Origin of the sequence: Roseibium sp., assembly GCF_965229775.1 — a bacterium.
Classification (GTDB): Bacteria; Pseudomonadota; Alphaproteobacteria; order Rhizobiales; family Stappiaceae; genus Roseibium.
The window spans coordinates 3,488,501-3,508,569 of record NZ_OZ245929.1; the positions used below are offsets into that span (position 1 = coordinate 3,488,501).

Here is a 20,069-nt window from a genome sequence, read left to right on the forward strand (position 1 = left end):
ATTCGAAGCCCGCGTCCTCGCTAGGCTCGCCCTGCTTCGCCGGTAATGTCTCGGCTTCTTGGGGAGTTCCTAAAATGCGTTTCTTGAAATCCGCCGCGCTCGCGGCTGCTGCGCTCGCGCTTTCACTTTCATCCACCCTGGCTGACACGTACAGACTGGCTGTCACGGATGTGGAGGGACTGGAGCGCCTGCAACTTGAATGGGGTCCGTTCAAGGAGGCTCTTGAGAATGCGACCGACCACACGTTCGAGTTTTTCCCGGTTACCAGCCGCACCGCAGCTGCAGAAGCGCTGCGCGCCAAAAAGGTCGACTTCGTTGTCACCGGACCGGCCGAATACATCGTCATCAACAAGCTGACCGACGCCACGCCGCTGATCGGCCTTGGCCGTCCCGATTACTTCTGCGCAATCGTAGTTCGCGCCGACAGCGGCATAACCCGCCCGGCCGATCTGAAAGGCAAGAAGGTCGCCTTCGGTGACATCGGGTCCACGTCCAACATGCTCTGCCCGATGCAACTCATGGCCGACTACGGCGTTGATCCGGTCAAGGATGTCAACAAGCTGCACACCTCCCGCAACATTGCGCATGAGGCGTTAAAAAAGGGCGATATCGACGGCATGGGCACCAACCACAATTCATGGACAAGGGTCCGCAACAAGGACGAGAGCGTTCCCAACGGTTTCTTCCGCGTGATCGCGCGCTCCGGCGACCTGCCGAACGACATGCTCATGGTGGCCTCGCATGTCGATGCGGCGGCGGCCGACGGCGTCCGCACGGCGATCCTGGAGAACAAGGATGCCATCATCACCGCGATCCTGCAGCATGAGGAAAACGACAAGTATGGCGGTATGGATCTGGTCGCCATCGAAGACGGTGCCTACGACCTCGTCCGGTCCATGTACACCACTGCCGGTTTCCCGCAATACGACAAGTTCATCGGTGAATGATGGCGCAAGCCCAGCATCAGATCGTCGGCGCGTCTGCGCCGGCGGCATTCCCTGCAGCTTTTGATGAAAGCAGCCGCTGTGATCTGTCTGTCCGTGGTCTGTGCAAGTCGTTCGGCAAGGACAAGGACGTTCTGCGCGGTGTCTCCTTCTCGGTGCGCAACCGGGAGGCTGTCGCCCTGATCGGCTCCAACGGCGCGGGAAAGTCGACGGCGCTCCGCTGCGCCCTGCGCCTGATTGAACCCGAACAGGGCGCGGTGCACCTGTTTGATGCGGATGTCACGTCCGTGCGCCTGAGCAGATTGCGCAAGATCCGCGCAGAGGTCGGGTTCGTTTTTCAAAAGCACAATCTCGTGCCGCGTGTCTCGGCGCTGACCAACGTGATCCACGGCAGTCTGGGCCGGTCCGGCGGGATCCGCGGATGGTCGCAGCTGTTCGCCCCCGCCGAACTTCGCGAAAAGGCGATGGACTGTCTGGAACGTGTCGGCCTTGCCGACAAGGCCCTGCAGCGGGCGGACCAGTTGTCCGGCGGCCAGTCGCAGCGTGTCGCCATCGCAAGGGCGCTCATGCAGGAACCCAAGATGGTCGTTGCGGACGAGCCCGTCGCGAGCCTCGATCCCGTCGCGGGACACGAAGTCATGGAACTGTTTCACCAACTCACGCGCGAGCAGGGCATCACCTTGCTGTTCACGTCGCACAATGTCGAACAGGCATTGAGTTACTCCGACCGGGTGCTTGCGATCAGGCGCGGCGAAATCGTCCTTGACGAGGTCAGCAGTTCGCTTTCACCAACCGATCTGGGCCGGCACTATGGCTGATATCGAGGTCAAGAGAGGGCGCCTGCTGCCAGGCCGGTTCGAGCGTCCGGGCGCTTTGCAGTTCACGGTCTATGTGGCGCTCGCGGCCTTCGTCATCTGGTCGTTTCAGGGGGCAGGCTTTTCACTCTCTGCCCTTTTGTCCGGTGGTCCGGCAATGGCCGACTTCCTGTCGCGCGCCTGGCCGCCATCCATGGAACGGTTGCCGCAGCTGTCGCTCGCCCTGCTGGAAACCTTCCAGATGGCGCTTGCCGGAACCATCATCGGCATCATCGTCAGTTTGCCGCTGGCCGTTCTCGCGGCCAGGGGACTGGCGCGGCAGACGATTGTTTCCCGGTTTTTCTATACCTCATCGCGCCTGCTGATCGCGCTGTTCCGAACGGTTCCCGATCTCGTCTGGGCACTGGTTTTTGTCATTACGGTCGGGCTCGGACCCTTCGCCGGAACGCTGGCCATCGCCGTTGACACGGTCGGGTTCTGCGGTCGCTTCTTTGCCGAATCCATGGAAGATGTCGAGAAAGGTCCCAGCGAGGCGCTGACGGCGGCCGGAGCCGGCAAGGTCGATACGATCTTCTGCGCGGTCGTTCCCGCCGCGATGCCGTCTTTCATCACGACATCCCTCTTCGCCCTTGAAAAGGCAACACGCTCCTCGGTCGTTCTCGGCCTCGTCGGGGCAGGGGGCATCGGGATCGAACTCAAGGTCGCAATGGATTTCTTCGATTACCAGCTCGCCATGACGATTATCCTGATGATCTTCGTCCTGGTGCTCTTTGTCGAACGTCTGGGCAGCATCGCCCGCAACAAGATACTGGAAGGATCGCCCCGATGAGCGTTACGCAAGCCATGGAAAAAACCGACACCGCCCATCTTGCATGGGACAAGCGCTGGCAGACCGAAGAGGGGCGCGCCGACTGGCTGCGGCCCGCGGAGGATGTCTCCGCCCTGATCGGAAGGCTTGCCCAGAACGGTCCGGTCAAGGCTCTCGACCTCGGCTGCGGCGTCGGCCGTCACGCTCTGGCTTTTGCAAGGGCCGGTTTCGACACGCATGCCATGGATCTGTCCAATGCCGGTCTTCAGGAACTTCAGGAAAGTGCCCGCGCAGAAGACCTCAAGATTGCAACACATCTTGCACCGATGACCGAACTGCCGTTCGAGGACGACGTCTTCGACTATGTCCTGTCATTCAATGTCATCTATCACGGCGACCCGGAGATCGTCCGCACCTGCGTGTCTGAAATCGCGCGCGTTCTGAAACCGGGCGGGCTCTATCAGGGGACGATGCTGTCCAAGAGGAACACCAATTTCGGTATCGGTACCGAAGTCGCACCCGACACCTGGGTACGGGAAGGCGACGATGACAAGGATCACCCTCACTACTATTGCAGCGCGCGTGAACTCGTCGACCTCTTCGGCCGGTTCGAGCTCAGCTATCTGGAAGACAAGGTGCACAGCAAACCGGGGTCGTGGCACTGGCATCTGATCGCCGAACTGAACGGATAGCGTTCCGGCCTTCCGCTTTGTTTCAGCCGGATCGACAAGTTCGTTGACCGGGGAGCGCCGCACCAGATCCTTGAGAGTCAAACCGGACGCAGTTGGTGCGTAGAAGGCTGTCCGGTTACCGCGCAAGAGCCTTGCGGGATTGTTCCAGGGCCCGGGCGGCTTCGTCCGTCCGGCCCATGGATTCAAGAATGCTGCCGTAGTTTTTCCAGGTCCAGCTGGAATGCACCTTGTCTCCGAGCCGGTCGGCAAAAAGAGCGCGTGCCTTCAGGGCGTCGTGGCTCGCCTTGGCCGCATCCAGCATGATCATCATGAAGACATCGCGTTGCGCGGCGCTGCCACCGATCCGGTTGAGGCTGTAGCGCACGGGTTCCATGCGGGCAACGGCGGCAGCGAAATCGCCATCGCGGGCGCGCTGCAAGCCCTCGGCAATCGCCAGCCCGACATCGGCGCAGATCCGCGCCTGTGTCCCGTCGAGGCCGGACCATTCCCGCAAGCCGTCCTGAAGCTGCCGTGCCGCAGCCCTGTCGCCATTGGCCACCAGGGCCATGAGATAGTGCAGCGAGACAAAGATCAGGTCCTTGTCGCCGAGGTGTTTCTGCGCCACCGAGGACAGGTCGCGCCACCTGTCGCCGACATCGATCCCGAACATCTCCAGCCGCCAGAGCAGCGACGAACAGTTGCAGATGTCGAGATAGAAATCGGATTCAATGTCCGACGCCACCTGCTCGTCATAGATCTTCAGGACAAGGTCGAATTCGCCGCGCTCCAGGTGATACAGGCATTTGTGCCAGTAAAGGTGAAAGCGGAAATTGTTGACGGTCGACCAGTCCTTCTCAAGGCCTGAGACCCACGCGATTCCCTCTTCGTGGCGCTCCGTCATTTCAAGGACATGTGCGATCGAGTGCACCGACCAGGCGTCCCGCGGATTGCGGGCCACCGCCGCGCGTCCGTACTCTTCGGCCTTTGCATATTCCCCGGACTCCTCCAGTCCGAAGGCATACATGCCCAAAAGAAATCCGTAGTCCGGATGATCCTCGGACCAGAGCGGCAGCACCCGCGCCAGCGAGTCGCGCATCTGCCTGCCGTTACCGGAATAAAAATGCGTGAAATGGGCCAGCCTCAGCGCCAGGCCGTCGGTCGGATGCTGAAGCAGGATGTCTTCCCAGATGCGGGTGGTTTTCTCCAGGTCGCCGTCGCACCATGAGGAGAGCGCTGCGGCATGCTGCTTTTCGCGTTCGTTTGCACCGGTCGCGGCAAGGTGTTCGTTGAGGTTTTCGGACACCTTCGCCGCGCGTGCGGAATGGTTTGAGCTGCCCATGAGCTTGGCGAAATAGCCCTTGGCGCAAAGGGCCATCGGCATGTCCGGATCGGTTTCCAGAAGACCTTTCAGGATCGCGCCGGTCTCCCGCTGGAACCCCATATAGGCGGACGTGAGTTTCGAGAACGCCTGGGCGCTTTCGGGGGAACTTGCGGTGTAGCTCAGATCGTTCGCGTCACTATAGCTGCTCAGTCCCATGCCGATCGGCCTCCCGGTCGCCGGAACCTTGCGTGCTGTTGCTCAGGTTCCCCGGCGCGTTTGCGGTGTCTTTATTCCAAGTACGGCCCCGGCGACCTGTGTCTTCAGGATCTGCGCGGTGCCGCCGCCGATCGTGAACATGCGTACATCGCGGTACATGCGCTCAAGCGGCTCCAGATCACCATAGCCGCGCGCGCCGAACATCTGAAGAGCGTCATTGACCACCTTGATGGCATTTTCCGACGCAAAGGCCTTCGCCTGGGCAGCTTTTGTCATGTCGGGGAAGCCGGTGTCCGAGAGGGCCGCGGAATGGGCCGCCTCGAACAGCATCAGCCGGGAGGCGTGGACCAGCGCTTCCATGTCGGCGATCATCCACTGCAATCCCTGGAATTCGGCCAGCGGCCGGCCGAACTGCTCCCGTTCCCTGATGTAGTCCTTGGCGCGGTCCAGCGCCCCGGCGGCAACGCCCATTGCGATCGTGCCTGCGCCGACCCGCTGGCTGTTATAGGCCGTCATCAGGTCCTTAAAGCCGTGTTCGAAGCCGGACGGGGTGCGCAGCACCATGTCGTCCGGCACCTCGAGATTGTCGAAGCCGAGTTCCGCTTCCGGCATGCCGCACAGGCCCATGGTGCGTTCAAGACGCACGACCCTGAAGCCGTCGGGCTCGATGCCTTTCGCCGGGTCGACGTGAACGAGAAAACCGCCGATGCCGAGTTCGTTTCCGTCTTCGTCAAAGGCGCGGGCAAAGATCAAATGGAGTTTGGAAACGCCGCCGCCGGTGATCCAGTGTTTGCGGCCATTCAGGATCCAGCGGTCGCCCCTGCGGTCCGCACGGGTGGTCATTTGCGTTGCGGCGCTACCAGCCTCCGGTTCGGATATGCAGATGGCCGGCTTGTCTCCCGCGAGCACGATGGGCGCTGCGAAGGCGCGCTGCGCGTCCGTGCCGTAGGCCATGACGGCGCTGAGGCCGCCCATATTCGCCTCGACCAGGACCCGCGCCGTCAGCGTGCAGTGGCGTGCGGCTTCCTCTACGACCTCAGCCACCTGAAGAAAGGATGCCCCGCCACCGCCGAACCGCCGGGGGATCGACATGCCCATGAGCCCGGCGTCTGAAAGCTCGGCAACGTTCTGCCAGCAATAGCTGCGTTCCCGGTCCCACCGGGCCGCGCGCTCGGCGACCCCCGGAGAAAGGTCCTGCATCCGGTCCAGCCAGGGATTGCCCGTCCGGTCCCGTGTGAAGAAAGCGGCATGGGTGTTCATGGCAATCGCCTTTCCGCGGCCGGAAATCCCGGGATCGGCCAGCCCGTCGTCTTGCCCCCTGGAAGACGTTGCAACAGGATAATCGTTATAAAACCAATGGAAAAGCGATAAAAACTGCGATATAAAGTTAGAAAAACTAACGCTAAGGCCTCGGATGAACCTTCGTTTTCTCAAAACGGTGATTGCGGTGTCTCAGCACAGTTCGCTGAATGCGGCGGCGCGAAGCCTCGGCTTGAGCCACTCCGCAGTCAGCCTTCAGATCAAGGCGCTCGAGGAAGAACTCGAGTTTCAGATCATCGACCGCTCGAAACGCCCTCCGGTTCTGACGGCCGAAGGGCTGGCGCTGGTGGAACACGCCAGGCGCATGGAGGATATTTCCAGCGACATCGAAGCCCTGGCAGACCGGCGCAGGCTGCATGGCCGGGTGACGCTCGGGGCGGTTCCCTCCACCATCTCCAACATCACCGCTCCGGCCCTTGCCGCCATTCATGCCGAGCATCCGGATCTCAAGGTGGAGCTCATGGTTGCGCTGTCCCAGAAGCTGATCGAACTGGTGAGCGACGGCACCGTGCACGCGGCGCTGGTGACCGATCCGAAAATGGACGATCCCAACCTGGCGCTGGCCGGGATCTGCAACGAACCGTTCCATGTCATCACCTCGCTGGCGGAACCGCTTGAAACGCTAGAAGAGCTGCTTGGCGAGCGGTCCTTCATCTGGTTCGAGCGCAGGAGCCGGTTGTCGCAGCAGGTCGAGGCCTATCTGCTCGCCCGCGGTCTGCACCCCAGAACCGCCATGGAGGTCGACTCATTCGAAGCGGTCGAAGCCCTGGTGCGGTATGATTTGGGGGTCTCCATCCTGCCGAAGCGGGCGCTGACGGAGGTGCCGGAGGGCATCCGCAGCTGGCCGCTGGACGCGGGGGCGTTCGAGCGGCGCGTGGTGCTTGCCAGCCGCCGCAATGCGCCGCGAAGCCGGCTGATCTCCAAGATTGCCGAGGCCATGCGCTTGCCCTTTGCCTGAAGCGACACAGCGCCTTTGGCTGCCTTGAAAAAGGGCCGGTTCCAACTGGCCAAGGAGCCAGCCGAAACTTTTCGCTTAATTTGCTTGGGCGAAAATCCTATAAGGTTCGTGTTCTACGCGAGTTTTGGCACCTTCATGAAATTCAGGCCCGGTCTTGGCGGTACGTGGCAAGGCATCTTGCTCATGATCGCGACGATGTTTCTTTTCAGCGTGATGGACGCGATGGCCAAGGAGGTCGCGCACCGCACCGATACCGTCATGGCGATCTGGGCACGCTACACCGGACAGACGGTCGTGGTTGCGCTCCTGGCGGCACCGCGCCTGAAACAGGTCCTCAAGACCCGGTATCCGGGTCTGCAGCTGCTGCGCTCGATCTTCCTGCTTCTGGCCACGACCTTCTTCTTTTTCGGCTTCGTGACCATCGGTCTGGCAAATGCCGCCGCGATCATGTCGCTGAACCCGGTGCTGATTACCGTTGGTGCCGCGCTGATCCTCGGCGAACGCTTCGGACCCCGGCGGGCCATCGGCGTCGGCGCGGCGCTGATCGGTGCCCTGATCATCATCCGCCCGGGCTCGGACGTGTTTTCAACCGTCGCGCTGCTGCCACTCTGCGCCGCCTTCGCCTATGCGGGCTATGCGCTCACCACGCGCTTTGTCGGCCGCAATGAGGACGCGTGGACATCGCTGCTCTATACGGCCGCCTTCGGCACGATCGTCTTCAGCGTGATCGTGCCGTTCTACTGGGTCACGCCCGATCCGACCGCGACGATGCTGATGCTGGTCATGGGGGCCGTCGGCGCGCTTGGCCATTTCTGCGTCATCCGGGCGCTTATGGTCGCCGAAGCCAGCGCCATTGCGCCCTTCACCTATGTCGGACTGCTCTTTGCGATCATCTGGGGCATGGTCTTCTTCGCCGACTTCCCGGACACCTTCACCTATGCCGGAGCTGCCGTGATCGTCTCCGCCGGCGTCTATGTCTGGCACCGCGAAACGCTTCTAGCGCGGAAAACAGCACGGGGGTGAGGGGTAAGTCCATTGCGGCTTAGCTGAGTTCGGGATTCAGGGATCTGTTCAGACCCGGTCGCGACAGGCATGCGCCGCTATGCAAGGGATTTCTACGCTCGAACGTTCGGCAGATTGCTTGTCTTGGCGATTTGTCTTTTGTGAAATGCCACCGGTTAGAAACAAGTTTCCCGAGAGTCGATCACTTCGCGCACTTAGCTACAGGTTTGACCAATGTACTCTATCGTTGCCTAGTTTATGAGAGGAGCTCCCGCGCGTTTGAAACCGGGTGCAAATACCAGCGGAAAGTGATCTCACTCCTCGTTGATGAGTTTTTCGAGACGTTTCTTTGTGAAATCGATTTTATTCATATAAGCGTCAAACAGCGCATCAGCTTTTGTATATGTTTCAAATAAATTCGAAAGACCTTTCCGGAACAAATCATCATTCAATATTTCGAGAAAAACTTCATCAGATGTTGCTTCCCATTGCTTATTATAAAGAATTTTTACCAAAACTGTAATGCACGATGCAAGCGCTCCCACCTCTGTCATTAAATCCAAACGCGATTTAGATAACTCAGTATACCCGCTTCTGGGAGGTATAAATCTTATTTCATGTTCATGTAGTTCTCTTACCACAGCGAGCAGCTCCACACTCGCTGAATCAACCCCCTCTGTTAGCCATTTAGCTTTGCTTTCATCCGTTAACGATGTCGCCCCTAAATGATCATCAATCGCAGCAAATTTTCCCATACAAAAGGATAAGTCATTTGCAATTTTATTTAGTAAAATCAATTCCTTTGCGCAATTTTCACATAATTCAACGTTCCGACGTTCTACTCTGTCTTTCGCCTCTGCGACCAAAGGTCCAAGCTGTTGTCTGGCTATCACGACTGCGACGAGTACCCCCGCGCAGCTGGCAAGTGATCCGACCCATTCAGCCATGTTATCGACATCGGCGATCTCGACGCCAAGGACCACACCAAGCACAGTGCCGAGCGATAAAAGTGCACATATGGTGATGGTATCGCCGAGATTGTTCGGCCATGATTTCTTCATGGACTGCCCGATCACTCGAAGAACAGATTTCCGATCACCCAGAAGATCGTTCCGTAGATTGCGGCCCCCATGACAGCTGCAAAGAGCGCCCCCTGAATTGGGTGTTGATATCGGGACCACCGGAGCGGATTAAGTGTGAATGTCTGGAGCACGCAGATAACTGCACCTGCAATAAAGTACCAGATGATTCCTCCCCGCGAATTTGCACCCGGGTTCAAAGTTATTTTTTCAGGGAGTTACTGATCTCTGCCAGTGTTCCGAGGACAAAACCTGTGGTGATTACACTTAAGCTCACCCCCAGAATGAACCATTCTTTTTCTACCAGTCCGTAGACCCCCACGATGGCTCCGAAGATGACTGCCAGACAAGCTGTGATGAAAGTGCAGATTGTAAAGTGCATTGTTCCCCCTATTGTTGCGTATTTGCAGCTGGTTCGGTCTGTGACTGGCCCCCGCCTAATCACCTAAAGTCATGCCCCATCATTTTCTCTCTGAGAACATCGCGCGTGATTTGCAGGTTTGCGCCGTCGAGGAAGGCTTTGGGAACGGAGGATATGTGGCCGCTCATGCGTGACAGGTTCGCGTGAAAGTGGGAAAGCAGTTGCGCGCGCTTTCTTTTGAGTGCCGATCTGCCGAAAAAAGGCAGGTCTTCCGTTTCCAGGCATGTCAGCGTTGATGCAAAGCCATTGGCTGCTTTCAGAACTTCGGCCAGCGACTTGTCGATCTCCCCGCCGACGTTTCGCTTGGATACATCGTCTTTTATGGCGTCGTATTTCCTGAAATTGACGGCAAACGCGGCCCCGTAACTCTCAAGCATTTCTATGTACTGGTCGATCATGCTTTCCGTCAGAACCATGATGCGTGTGCCTTTTAGTCTTCAATGCTCTTCACCCCGGCCACGATCAGGATGATCTTGGAAACGATCAGCACGAGGATCACGGGGACATGCCAGCCGAAGATGAACGTGATCCAGCTGACGAAGAGAAGGCAGAAAATCACCAGCGCGATTGCCGTGACGAGAAGCGTTCCTGCCCGGATCCATTTCTTGCCGAGTTCCTGTTTTTCCCGTTTGTGCCTGTCTGCGGCGGTTTCCGGGAAAGGCGCCCATGCCTCAAGCTTGGTCTTCGCCATGTGTCAGTGCTCTCTCATGTCCGCGCCTTGTTCCTGGCTCTCAGAGCGCCGGCGGATCTCTCCTGATCAAAGGACCTGAACGTATGCGCCGGGCGCTCCGGAGGACTTTGTGAAATGAATGCGCGCAGGGTTCGCCGCTCGCGTGATGCCGAGGGGAATCGTGCCCAACGGCTTTCCAGCGAGGTTCGGATCCGGTTCCGATGGGGTTTCACGGAAACGGTCACGGTTTTATCCGGCGCATCACCTTGCTGGTCCGGGTCGCCAGCGAAGGGGTCCCGCTCCTCGGCTCGCAGATCAACCGCCCAAGCTTGATGTTCTCGATTTTGCAGGTCATGAATCAGCCCCGTCGCCGCATTGCAGTTGCGTCACGCTATGTCTGCAATCAGCGGCAACGTTAGGTGATTTGCGCAACTCGTTGCGGGCTTCCACAGCCCCGTGCCTTTGTACCCCGCGCAGTCTTCCGCCCGTCCGGGTTCGGAGCAACATGCGCGAAGAAAAGATCGGGAGCGCGGTTGATTGCAGATGGGCAACCCGGAAGGGCCTGGATCAATCCGGCACCTGATCCGGCGCTCCAGCCCGGTCGTTCAGCGCGGCGGCCAACTGGTTGGCGAACCTGGCGGAGGCGACGGAGAGCGTTCTTCCCTTCATCTGCATCAAGGTAAGATTGCCGTATGTCACGTCGCTCTTGGGAAGCGGGCGGAACACGAGGCGGTCATCAGCCGCAAGGTTCAGCCCGATCGGAAACTGAAAGCCGACAGCCTGTTCGTGCTGCACGTAGTGGCGCATGAATTCAAAGGAATCGGCCTCCGCGATCGGTTCCAGTTTCTGGGACATGCGGCTGACGGCCAGATCCAGAAGAAAGCGGATGCCGATCCGTTTCGGCGGGACAACATGCGGGAAACTGAGGCAGTCCCGCAGCCGGAGGTCCCGTTTCCCGACCAGCGGGTGGTCCTTTGCCATCACGGCGAAAACGGGTTGTTCCACGGAGAGCAGAACGTCGAAGTCGCCGAGGTGCACCGGTTCGAACACGAGGGCGAGGTCGCTCTGGAACGCGCGCAGGTCTTCTTCGGCCGCCTCCCTGTCGCGCACCTGGACCGAAAAGGAAACGCCGGGGTGCTCTGCCCTGTAGTCCGCAATCTGCACCGGCATGAAGTAGGGCTGAAGAGCCTGCGAGCAGGCAATGCTGACATGACCGCGGCGAAGACCGGAGAGGTCCGCGACCTGGCTGCGCACGCGCTCCAGATCCGCCATTTGTCCGCGAATGTGTTCGATCAGGAGTTCCCCTGCCGGGTTGAGCCGGACGCCGCCATGCAGGCGTTCGAAAATGGGGGCGCCGAATTCCTCCTCGAACCCCAGGATCCGCCGGTTGAGAGCCGAGGACGTGATGTGCATGTCTTCGGCGGCCTTGCGGATCGAGCCGGCCTTGTTCACTGCATCGATCAGTTTGAGTGTCTGAAGGTGTTTCATTTTCAGCGCCTTAGGAATTGTGCTGCAAATTTTGAAGCACAAGGATGCAAAAATAGCAATAGAAGTACGCACCCGTTCCGCGCATCGTGTTGCCAAGCGGGAAGGGCGTATCGCCCCTTCCTTCCAAGAGGGGATTGACATGACCAATGAAACTTCACGCCGCAGTTTCCTGAAAGGTGCCGGCGCAACGGCGTTCGGAGCGTCGGTTTTACCGTTCCTGAAGGTGTTGCCCGCATCGGCGGCCGGAAATGACGTCGTGGTGGCCGTCACCGGACAGACGATCAACAGTCTGGATATCCATCGCACTGGCACGAACCGGCCGAGCTACCAGGTGGCCGTGAATGTCTATGACCGTCTCGTCAGCTTCGGCACCAAGACGCTTGAAGACGGCAGCCTGTCCTACGACTACTCGGTGATCGAGCCGGAAATCGCGGAAAGCTGGGAGTTCACCGACGACGGCATGGCGATCGTTTTCAAGTTGCGTCCGGACGGCAAGTTCCAGGACGGATCGCCGATTACCGCGGACGACGTGAAATGGTCCTTCGACAGGGCCGTCAGTGTCGGCGGGTTTCCGACCGTGCAGATGAAGGCCGGATCGCTCGAAAAGCCGGAGCAGTTCGAAGTCGTCGACGACATGACCTTCAAGATCAATCTGCTGCGCAAATCCAAGCTGACCCTTCCGGATCTAGCCGTGCCGGTGCCCATGATCATCAATGCCAAGGTCGCGCGCGAACACGCCACGGACGACGACCCCTGGGCTATGGAGTACCTGCACAAGAACCCCGCCGGGTCCGGAGCCTTCAAGGTGGCATCGTGGAAACCGGGCGAGCAGCTTGTCTACGAGCGCAACGACAACTGGACCTCCGGTCCGGTACCCGCCGTCAAGCGTGTTGTGCTGCGCGAGGTGCCGAGCCCGGCAACCCGGCGCGCGCTTCTGGAGCGCGGCGATGTCAACATGTCGTTCAACATGCCCAACAAGGACGCCAAGGAACTGTCGGGCAAAGGTGACATCACCGTCGCGACGACACCGATCGAAAATGCGATTTACTGCCTCTGCCCGAATCTGTCATTCGAACCGTTCAAGGACAAGAAGGTGCGTCAGGCCATTGCCTGGTCTGTTCCCTACGAGGAGGTGTTCCAGACCGCTGCATACGGCCGCGGTGCGCCCATGTGGGGCGGCGATGCGACCACACCGGCCGACATCGCCTGGCCGCAGAAATTTCCCTATTCGACCGATCTGGACAAGGCCAAGGCCTTGCTCGAAGAGGCTGGATACGGCTCGGGTTTTGAAGTCCCGCTGTCCATCTCGCTCAGCCAGGCCGACTGGATGGAGCCAGCAGCGCTGCTGATCCAGGAGAACCTTGCCAAGGTTGGGGTCAAGGCGGAAATCGAGAAGATACCGGGCGCCAACTGGCGGACGGCATCCCTCGTAGAAAAGCGCCTGCCGCTGCACCTTGAAACCTTCGGCGGATGGCTGAACTACCCCTGTTACTACTTCTTCTGGGCCTATCTCGAAGGCCATCTCTTCAACTCGTCCAACTACCGTAACGAAGAGATCGAGACGCTCACCTCCGAGACGCTTCACATGAATGTCGACGATCCGGACTACGCGCCGAAGATCAAGCGGATGATCGAGATCGCCTGGGATGAAGTGCCCCGCATCGCCCTCTGGCAACCGGCGCTGAATGTAGGAACCAGCAGCCTGGAGGGCTACGAGTACTGGTTCCACCGTCAGCTCGACGTTCGCGGGCTGAAAAAGGTCTGATCGGCATGTCCGGGCGCTTGTCCACAATCGGGGTCAGGATCACACACGCCATTCCCGTGATCCTGGGGGTTGTCGTGGTCAGCTTCTTGCTGACCCGCGCCCTCCCGGGCGACCCGGCGGTCTATTTTGCCGGCGCTGCCGCGGACGAGGAATCGATCGCGGAAATCAGGACGGCGCTCGGTCTGGACAAGCCCCTTTACGAACAGTTCATCATCTATGCGGGCGACGTCGCCACCGGCGATCTCGGAAACTCCCTATCCACCGGGCAACCGGTCCTGGAGGATCTGGCAAACCGGCTTCCGGCCTCGCTCGAACTGACGCTGACAGCGCTGCTGCTGTCGTGCTCGATTGCGATTCCGCTTGGCGTGCTTGCAGCCACACGCCCGGGGTCGGCAGTGGATCACCTGTGCCGCGTGCTTGTCACCGCCGGCGTGTCGCTGCCGACATTCTTTACCGGTGTTGTCCTGATCTATGTGTTCTACTACCTGCTCGGGATTGCACCCTCGCCATTGGGCCGGCTTGATTTCATCTTTATCGAGCCGGATCACGTGACCGGCTTCTATCTGATCGATGCCGCCATCGCGGGCGACTGGGAGACCTGGCTGGGCGCACTCAAGCAACTCGTGCTGCCTGCGGCGACACTGGCCCTCTTCACGCTCGCCCCGCTGGCGCGAATGACACGGGCGGCCATGCTCAGCGCCCTGTCCTCGGACTATATCCGAACGGCCCGCGCCGCCGGTCTCACGGAGGACAAGGTGCTGTTCACCTACGCATTCCGGAACGCCCTTCTGCCCGTCATCACCACGCTCGGAATGGTGTTTTCCTTCACGCTCGGCGCCAATGTTCTGGTCGAGAAGGTCTTTGCCTGGCCGGGTATCGGGTCCTACGCGGTCGAGGCGCTGGTCGTCTCGGACTATGCCGCCGTCCAGGGATTCGTGCTGGCGATGGCGCTCCTGTTCGTCGCCCTCAATCTGGTGATAGATCTCACCTACACGCTCATCGACCCGCGCATTGGGTTTGAAACCAAATGAGTGATCTGGTAAGCGCACCCGGGATAGCGAAGGGCACCGACAGCACGTTTGCGCATGTCGTTTACGTGTTGCGGTCCAACCCCGTGACGCTGCTTGCGTTCGCGATGTTCGCCGTGCTGATCTTCACCGCTGTTCTCGGTCCGGCCCTGGTGCCGTACGATCCGCTTGAATCCAACGCGGCACGCGCGCTTCAGCCACCCTCGTTCGATCACTGGTTCGGGACCGACAATCTGGGCCGCGATGTTCTCAGCCGGGTCGTGGTCGCGACACGCCTGGATCTCGCGATCTCCGTTGCCGCGGTCGCCCTGTCCTTCGTGATCGGGTCCGTGCTCGGCAGCATTGCGGGATACTGGGGCGGCTGGATCGATGCCGTGCTGAACCGCCTGTTCGACACCATCATGGCCTTCCCGCTGTTCGTGCTCGCGATGGGCATCGTGGCGGCGCTCGGCAACACCGTGGAAAACATCGTCTATGCGACCGCGGTCATCAACATTCCCTTCTACGCGCGCCTCGTCAGGGCTGAGGTCAATATCCGGCGCGACGCGGGTTTCGCGCAGGCCGCCAAGCTTGCCGGCAATTCGGACATCCGCGTGCTTGCCCTCCACATCTTTCCGAACGCGCTGCCGCCTATGATGGTGCAGGTGTCCCTCAATCTCGGTTGGGCGATCCTCAACGCGGCCGGCCTGAGCTTCATCGGTCTCGGTGTCCGGCCGCCCACGGCGGAATGGGGGATCATGGTGGCCGAAGGCGCGAATTTCATCGTTTCGGGCGAATGGTGGCTGGCCATCTTCCCGGGCCTGGCGCTCATGTTCGCCGTGTTCACCTTCAATCTTCTGGGAGACGGGTTGCGCGACATTGTCGACCCCCGGCAGCGTTCATGAGCCTGCTTTCCATCCAGGATCTGAAGGTCGCCTTCCGGACCCGCCGCGGCAGCGTCAATGCCGTCAGGGGTGTCTCGCTGGAAATCGGCAAGGGAGAAATTCTCGGCATCGTCGGTGAATCCGGATCGGGCAAATCCGTGACCTCCTATGCCCTGATGCGTTTGCTGGACAAGAACGGCAGCATCACCGGAGGGGCACTTAGCTATGGCGGCATAGACCTGAAGACCGTCCGCGAAAGCACGATGCGGGATCTGCGCGGCCGCGAGATCTCGATGATCTTCCAGAACCCGCGTGCGGCGCTCAACCCGATCCGCAAGGTCGGGCACCAGATCGAGGACGTGCTGCGCCGCCATTCCAGGGCGACACGCTCCAACGCGAGGGCCGAAGCGATCAAGGCACTGGAGGCGGTGAAGATCCGGGACGCAGAGGCACGCTACGACGCCTACCCGTTCGAGCTGTCGGGCGGAATGTGCCAGCGCGTCGTCATTGCCCTGGCCCTTGCCTGCGATCCGAAGCTGCTGATCGCAGACGAACCGACGACGGGTCTCGACATAACCACCCAGAAGGCCGTCATGGATCTCATCGCCGAACTCATGTCCGAGCGGGATATGAGCGCCATGGTGATCACGCACGATCTCGGCCTTGCCGCGCAGTATTGCGACAGGATCGTCGTGATGAAGGATGGCGAGGTGGTGGAAGAAGGCAGCGCGGAGCGTCTGTTCACGGCGCCGCAGCATGCCTATACCCGCAAGCTCGTCGACGCGACGCCCCGGGCCGGCGCAAGCATCCGCTCGCTCCTGCCCGAGGAGCAGAGAACACCGGAGCCGGTCCTGCCGAAGTCGGACGTGCCGCTGATGGAAGTCAGGGACTTGGTCAAGACCTATCGGGGCAAGTCGGGTGCGGTTCATGCGGTGAAGGGCGTTTCCTTTTCCGTGATGAAAGGGCAGAGCGTCGGGCTGGTCGGTGAATCTGGCTGCGGCAAGTCAACGACATCATCAATCCTCGTGCGCCTGGCCGATCCGACATCGGGCGAGATTCTCTTCGACGGCGACGACCTTGCAAAGACGCCGGCTAAGAAATTTGCGCGGGACCCGCGACGGGCGAAGATCCAGATGGTGTTCCAGGATGCCACCGACAGCTTCAATCCGCGGCACACGGCACGGCACTCCATCGAGGAACCTCTTGCGCGCCTCAGCGGATTGTCGCGGCGGGAGCGCAAGGAACGTGTCGGCGAGTTGGCCGACCTTGTCGGTTTGCCGCGCCCATTGCTCGACCGGTTCCCGCACCAGCTTTCGGGTGGCCAGAAGGCGCGTGTCGGCATTGCGCGGGCGATCGCGCTTGACCCGGAATTCCTCGTTCTCGACGAGCCCACGGCTGCGCTCGACGTCTCGATCCAGGCGATCGTTCTGAACCTCTTGGTCGACCTGCGCGCAAAGCTTGGCATCAGCTATCTCTTTGTCAGCCATGATCTGCACGTGGTCCGGCTTTTGTGCGACTATGTGATCGTCATGCGGGACGGTGAAATCGTCGAGGAGGGGCCGGTGGCAACGGTCATGCAGACCCCGTCCCACCCTTACACACGGGAATTGCTGGCGGCCGCACCGGTGCCGCCTGCCTTGCAAGAGCCGGCCAGTTCCGCGGCCGAATGAGAATTGAAAGACTTTGAGGATTAAGATGTTCGACCTTCCTTTCACGCTTGCTTCGCTGAAGACCGCTTATGAAGATGGCGTCAGCCCGACGAAGGTCGTCGAGGAAGTCTACCGCCGGATCGCGGCCGTTGACGATCCGGGAATTTTCATCCACCTGTGCGACAAGCAGGACGTGTTGCAGGACGCTGGTGCCCTGGGTGCGTACGACCCGCAGAAGCCGTTGTGGGGCGTACCGTTTGTCATAAAGGACAATATCGACGCGGCCGGGAAACCGACCACGGCTGCATGCCCCGCCTACGCATACGACGCGGACGAAGATGCGTTCGTCGTGCAAAAACTCCGCGAGGCGGGTGCGCTTCTGATCGGCAAGACCAACCTCGACCAGTTTGCGACCGGCCTGGTCGGCGTCCGTTCTCCGTTTCAGCCTCCCAAGAACGCGGTGGACCCTGCGATCGTTCCGGGCGGATCCTCTGCCGGCTCCGCCGTCGCGGTCGGGCATGGCATTGTCAGTTTTTCCCTTGGCACCGACACGGCAGGATCGGGACGCGTACCAGCCGCGCTCAACAACATCGTCGGGCTGAAACCGACGCTCGGATCCCTGTCCGCGACCGGCGTCGTGCCGGCCTGCCGCACGCTTGATACGATCTCGATCTTCGCCCTGACGGTTGAGGACGCCTACACGGCGTTCCAGGCCGCTGCCGGGTATGACGAGACGGATGCCTATTCCAGAAAGATCGCCGTCAAGGACCTTGCGGCCTCGCCATCCCACCTGAAAATCGGCATACCGGACGCTGCCTCAATCGAATTCTACGGTGACGACATCCAGGAAACATCCTTCCGGGAGACGGTGGCTCTGCTGAAGGAAAGCGGCGCGGACATTGTCGAGGTCGATTTCACGCCCTTTTACGATGTCGCGCACATGCTCTACGAAGGCGCCTGGGTAGCCGAACGGCACACGGTGATCGAGGACCTGATGCGTGACACGCCTGACGCCGTCCATCCTGTGACCCGGCAAATTGTCGGCGCGGCCCTCGATCTCAGCGCGACCGATGCATTCCGGGGCATCTACCGCTTGAAGGAACTCGCGCGCAAGACTGAGCCGGTTCTGGCAGCGCTTGATCTTCTGTGCGTGCCGACCATCCCGACTTTCTACAGCGTGGCCGATCTTGAAGCGGATCCCGTCGGTCCGAATTCGCGCAACGGCACCTACACCAATTTTGTCAATCTCCTGGATATGTGCGGCCTTGCCCTGCCTGTTTCCGCGCGCGCGGACGGCCGGCCCGGCAGCGTCACGCTGCTGGCAGCGGCGGGGCAGGACGGGCTCATCGCATCGCTCGGCATCGAACTGGAGAAGATGGCGCCTCATTCCCTCGGCGCGACCGGCTGGACCGCGCCGGAACCGGCGGCGTTTCAGGTCTCTGAAACTCCGGACGAGATCGCTATTGCGGTGTGCGGTGCGCACATGTCCGGCATGGCACTGAATGGCGAGTTGACCAGCCGCGGCGGGCGGTTCCTGCGCAGCTCCACGACGAGTGACGCCTACGCGCTCTATGCCCTTGCGGGCGGCCCGCCCAAGCGGCCAGGGCTCGTGCGCGGCGCGCCTGGTTCGGGTCACGGGATCGAGCTTGAAATCTGGGCCCTGCCGAAGGCTGAAGTCGGCGGCTTCCTTGCCGGCATTCCCGCCCCGCTCGGACTTGGTACCGTTGAACTTGTCGATGGCAGCACCGTCACCGGCTTCGTCTGTGAAGCCTTTGGAACGGACGGTGCGGAAGACATCTCTCATCTCGGCAGCTGGCGGACCTATATGGATGGGTTGAAAGCTGCGCGGCCTGTCGCGGCCGCGGAATGAAACGAACGAAAGTCCGGTGACACGATGACAGACCAGGGTCTTCCCGTAATCGATCTGGCGCCCCTTTCGGATGGAACGCAGGCAGGCGTGGCGGCCGTCGCTTCGGAAATCGGGCACGCGGCACGCGAGATCGGTTTCTTCTACGTCAGGAACCATGGCGTCGATGCCGCGTTGATCGACCGGACGTTCAGGGCGGCGCACCAACTCTTTGGCGAGCCGCTCGATGCCAAGATGGCGCTGACCAAGGATTTCTTCAAAACCAACCGCGGCTACGTCCCCATGAAGGGGGAAAACCTCGACCCGTCGAAACCCTCCGATCTGAAAGAGGCCTTCAACATCGGGCTGGATCTTGCATCGGATGACCCGAGAATAGTCGCCGGAGAACCGTTCCGGGCGGTGAATCAGTGGCCGGGTCTGCCTGGCTGGAAAGAGACCTTGCTGAGTTACTTCAACGAGGTCTGGGCGCTCGGGCGCAGGCTTCACCAGGCCATATCGGTCGATCTCGGCGTTGACCGCTATTTCTTCGAGACCAAGCTTGATGCGCCGATGGCGACGCTGCGCCTCTTGCATTATCCGCCACAGCCGGAAAGTGCGGAAGCCGGGCAGATCGGAGCGGGCACGCATACCGACTACGGCAACATCACCATTCTCCTGCCCGATGAAGTCGGGGGGCTGGAGGTGCAGCGGCGCGACGGCGCATGGTTGAAGGCCCCGACGATCGAAGGTGCTTTCGTCTGCAACATCGGCGATTGCCTGATGCGGTGGACCAACGACATCTACGTCTCCACGCCGCATCGCGTCGTCAATTCCAGCGGCCGCGAACGGTATTCGATCGCGTTCTTTCTCGATCCGAATCCGGACGCGGAAGTCGCCTGTCTGCCGGGCTGCCTGAACGAGGGTGAACAGCCGAAATACCCGGCTATCTCCGGTGCCGATTATCTGAAAACAAGGCTGGATGCGAGTTACGAACCGGTCAAGGCGGCTCGAGATTTGGGCAGTTGAATGACTAAAAATTAGCCAGGAAATTTAATAGGCTAAAAAATAGGCTTTAACGTGGGGTCGCAAGACCCGGCGCGGTGAGGACGTGCGCGTGTTCGTGTGTGAAGGAATTCAATTAAAGTAATAAAAATCAACAAGTTAAATCTAAAAACTTGAAGTGACTTGTCTTGCGGGGAAATGGC

The 20,069-nt window shown here is 60.4% G+C and carries 18 protein-coding genes; 12 read left to right on the plus strand and 6 right to left on the minus strand.

Annotated elements, in window-relative coordinates:
* The first annotated feature begins 74 nt into the window (after nt 1-74).
* The 4 genes from ACO07N_RS15750 to ACO07N_RS15765 are packed head-to-tail and all read left to right on the plus strand — an operon-like array spanning nt 75 to nt 3,259.
* A complete protein-coding gene (locus ACO07N_RS15750; RefSeq protein ID WP_421981929.1) occupies nt 75-947 on the plus strand; it encodes a phosphate/phosphite/phosphonate ABC transporter substrate-binding protein in 873 nt (290 codons plus the stop codon).
* Entirely contained in the window at nt 944-1,762 is an 819-nt protein-coding gene (gene phnC, locus ACO07N_RS15755) for a phosphonate ABC transporter ATP-binding protein (RefSeq protein ID WP_421981930.1), read from the plus strand. Before ACO07N_RS15750 ends, phnC begins: the two co-directional genes overlap by 4 nt.
* A complete protein-coding gene (phnE, locus tag ACO07N_RS15760; RefSeq protein ID WP_421981931.1) occupies nt 1,755-2,588 on the plus strand; it encodes a phosphonate ABC transporter, permease protein PhnE in 834 nt (277 codons plus the stop codon). The genes phnC and phnE overlap by 8 nt, the downstream gene beginning before the upstream one ends.
* Nucleotides 2,585-3,259, plus strand: a complete 675-nt coding sequence (locus ACO07N_RS15765) for a class I SAM-dependent methyltransferase (protein ID WP_421981932.1) — start codon at nt 2,585-2,587, stop codon at nt 3,257-3,259. Before phnE ends, ACO07N_RS15765 begins: the two co-directional genes overlap by 4 nt.
* A 115-nt stretch (nt 3,260-3,374) precedes the next feature.
* Here ACO07N_RS15765 and ACO07N_RS15770 read toward each other — a convergent pair whose 3' ends face one another.
* Nucleotides 3,375-4,775: a tetratricopeptide repeat protein gene (locus tag ACO07N_RS15770; RefSeq protein WP_421981933.1), complete on the minus strand. Its 1,401-nt coding sequence runs from the start codon at nt 4,773-4,775 to the stop codon at nt 3,375-3,377.
* A gap of 42 nt (nt 4,776-4,817) precedes the next feature.
* A complete protein-coding gene (acdA, locus tag ACO07N_RS15775; RefSeq protein ID WP_421981934.1) occupies nt 4,818-6,035 on the minus strand; it encodes a 3-sulfinopropanoyl-CoA desulfinase in 1,218 nt (405 codons plus the stop codon).
* 154 nt (nt 6,036-6,189) lie between these two features.
* On the opposite strand from acdA, the gene ACO07N_RS15780 reads away from it, so the two are divergent.
* Nucleotides 6,190-7,053 carry a LysR family transcriptional regulator gene (locus ACO07N_RS15780; protein ID WP_421981935.1) on the plus strand — a complete coding sequence of 288 codons (864 nt, stop codon included), beginning with the start codon at nt 6,190-6,192 and terminating at the stop codon, nt 7,051-7,053.
* A gap of 135 nt (nt 7,054-7,188) precedes the next feature.
* Nucleotides 7,189-8,076, plus strand: a complete 888-nt coding sequence (locus ACO07N_RS15785; RefSeq protein WP_421981936.1) for a DMT family transporter — start codon at nt 7,189-7,191, stop codon at nt 8,074-8,076.
* Between the two features lie 293 nt (nt 8,077-8,369).
* On the opposite strand, the gene ACO07N_RS15790 is transcribed toward ACO07N_RS15785, so the two are convergent.
* From ACO07N_RS15790 to ACO07N_RS15805, 4 genes are all read right to left on the minus strand, one after another.
* Entirely contained in the window at nt 8,370-9,116 is a 747-nt protein-coding gene (locus ACO07N_RS15790; protein WP_421981937.1) for a hypothetical protein, read from the minus strand.
* Nucleotides 9,117-9,575: 459 nt separating this feature from the next.
* Complete coding sequence (locus ACO07N_RS15795; protein ID WP_421981938.1) at nt 9,576-9,971, minus strand: hypothetical protein; 396 nt, start codon at nt 9,969-9,971, stop codon at nt 9,576-9,578.
* 14 nt (nt 9,972-9,985) lie between these two features.
* Nucleotides 9,986-10,246: a hypothetical protein gene (locus ACO07N_RS15800; protein ID WP_421981939.1), complete on the minus strand. Its 261-nt coding sequence runs from the start codon at nt 10,244-10,246 to the stop codon at nt 9,986-9,988.
* Between the two features lie 546 nt (nt 10,247-10,792).
* On the minus strand, nt 10,793-11,713 hold the full coding sequence (locus ACO07N_RS15805) for a LysR family transcriptional regulator (RefSeq protein WP_421981940.1): 921 nt from the start codon (nt 11,711-11,713) through the stop codon (nt 10,793-10,795).
* Between the two features lie 139 nt (nt 11,714-11,852).
* On the opposite strand from ACO07N_RS15805, the gene ACO07N_RS15810 reads away from it, so the two are divergent.
* From ACO07N_RS15810 to ACO07N_RS15835, 6 genes are read left to right on the plus strand one after another with little or no spacing between them, the layout of a single operon-like run.
* On the plus strand, nt 11,853-13,478 hold the full coding sequence (locus ACO07N_RS15810; protein ID WP_421981941.1) for an ABC transporter substrate-binding protein: 1,626 nt from the start codon (nt 11,853-11,855) through the stop codon (nt 13,476-13,478).
* Nucleotides 13,479-13,483: 5 nt separating this feature from the next.
* Nucleotides 13,484-14,509 carry an ABC transporter permease gene (locus ACO07N_RS15815; RefSeq protein WP_421981942.1) on the plus strand — a complete coding sequence of 342 codons (1,026 nt, stop codon included), beginning with the start codon at nt 13,484-13,486 and terminating at the stop codon, nt 14,507-14,509.
* Entirely contained in the window at nt 14,506-15,390 is an 885-nt protein-coding gene (locus ACO07N_RS15820; RefSeq protein ID WP_421981943.1) for an ABC transporter permease, read from the plus strand. Before ACO07N_RS15815 ends, ACO07N_RS15820 begins: the two co-directional genes overlap by 4 nt.
* A complete protein-coding gene (locus ACO07N_RS15825) occupies nt 15,387-17,039 on the plus strand; it encodes a dipeptide ABC transporter ATP-binding protein (RefSeq protein WP_421981944.1) in 1,653 nt (550 codons plus the stop codon). The genes ACO07N_RS15820 and ACO07N_RS15825 overlap by 4 nt, the downstream gene beginning before the upstream one ends.
* Nucleotides 17,040-17,064: 25 nt before the next feature.
* Nucleotides 17,065-18,888 carry an allophanate hydrolase gene (atzF, locus tag ACO07N_RS15830; RefSeq protein WP_421981945.1) on the plus strand — a complete coding sequence of 608 codons (1,824 nt, stop codon included), beginning with the start codon at nt 17,065-17,067 and terminating at the stop codon, nt 18,886-18,888.
* A 24-nt stretch (nt 18,889-18,912) separates the two neighbouring features.
* Complete coding sequence (locus ACO07N_RS15835) at nt 18,913-19,890, plus strand: isopenicillin N synthase family dioxygenase (RefSeq protein WP_421981946.1); 978 nt, start codon at nt 18,913-18,915, stop codon at nt 19,888-19,890.
* Nucleotides 19,891-20,069: the final 179 nt, after the last annotated feature.

What these genes read in the sequence shown, in the direction of transcription:
- atzF (WP_421981945.1), top strand. Translation starts at nt 17,065, where the DNA reads ATGTTCGACCTTCCTTTCACGCTTGCTTCGCTGAAGACCGCTTATGAA.
- ACO07N_RS15765 (WP_421981932.1), top strand. Translation starts at nt 2,585, where the DNA reads ATGAGCGTTACGCAAGCCATGGAAAAAACCGACACCGCCCATCTTGCA.
- ACO07N_RS15825 (WP_421981944.1), top strand. Translation starts at nt 15,387, where the DNA reads ATGAGCCTGCTTTCCATCCAGGATCTGAAGGTCGCCTTCCGGACCCGC.
- acdA (WP_421981934.1), bottom strand. Translation starts at nt 6,035, where the DNA reads ATGAACACCCATGCCGCTTTCTTCACACGGGACCGGACGGGCAATCCC.
- ACO07N_RS15790 (WP_421981937.1), bottom strand. Translation starts at nt 9,116, where the DNA reads ATGAAGAAATCATGGCCGAACAATCTCGGCGATACCATCACCATATGT.
- ACO07N_RS15780 (WP_421981935.1), top strand. Translation starts at nt 6,190, where the DNA reads ATGAACCTTCGTTTTCTCAAAACGGTGATTGCGGTGTCTCAGCACAGT.
- ACO07N_RS15750 (WP_421981929.1), top strand. Translation starts at nt 75, where the DNA reads ATGCGTTTCTTGAAATCCGCCGCGCTCGCGGCTGCTGCGCTCGCGCTT.
- ACO07N_RS15835 (WP_421981946.1), top strand. Translation starts at nt 18,913, where the DNA reads ATGACAGACCAGGGTCTTCCCGTAATCGATCTGGCGCCCCTTTCGGAT.
- phnC (WP_421981930.1), top strand. Translation starts at nt 944, where the DNA reads ATGATGGCGCAAGCCCAGCATCAGATCGTCGGCGCGTCTGCGCCGGCG.
- ACO07N_RS15785 (WP_421981936.1), top strand. Translation starts at nt 7,189, where the DNA reads ATGAAATTCAGGCCCGGTCTTGGCGGTACGTGGCAAGGCATCTTGCTC.
- ACO07N_RS15805 (WP_421981940.1), bottom strand. Translation starts at nt 11,713, where the DNA reads ATGAAACACCTTCAGACACTCAAACTGATCGATGCAGTGAACAAGGCC.
- ACO07N_RS15810 (WP_421981941.1), top strand. Translation starts at nt 11,853, where the DNA reads ATGACCAATGAAACTTCACGCCGCAGTTTCCTGAAAGGTGCCGGCGCA.
- ACO07N_RS15815 (WP_421981942.1), top strand. Translation starts at nt 13,484, where the DNA reads ATGTCCGGGCGCTTGTCCACAATCGGGGTCAGGATCACACACGCCATT.
- ACO07N_RS15795 (WP_421981938.1), bottom strand. Translation starts at nt 9,971, where the DNA reads ATGGTTCTGACGGAAAGCATGATCGACCAGTACATAGAAATGCTTGAG.
- ACO07N_RS15800 (WP_421981939.1), bottom strand. Translation starts at nt 10,246, where the DNA reads ATGGCGAAGACCAAGCTTGAGGCATGGGCGCCTTTCCCGGAAACCGCC.
- ACO07N_RS15770 (WP_421981933.1), bottom strand. Translation starts at nt 4,775, where the DNA reads ATGGGACTGAGCAGCTATAGTGACGCGAACGATCTGAGCTACACCGCA.
- ACO07N_RS15820 (WP_421981943.1), top strand. Translation starts at nt 14,506, where the DNA reads ATGAGTGATCTGGTAAGCGCACCCGGGATAGCGAAGGGCACCGACAGC.
- phnE (WP_421981931.1), top strand. Translation starts at nt 1,755, where the DNA reads ATGGCTGATATCGAGGTCAAGAGAGGGCGCCTGCTGCCAGGCCGGTTC.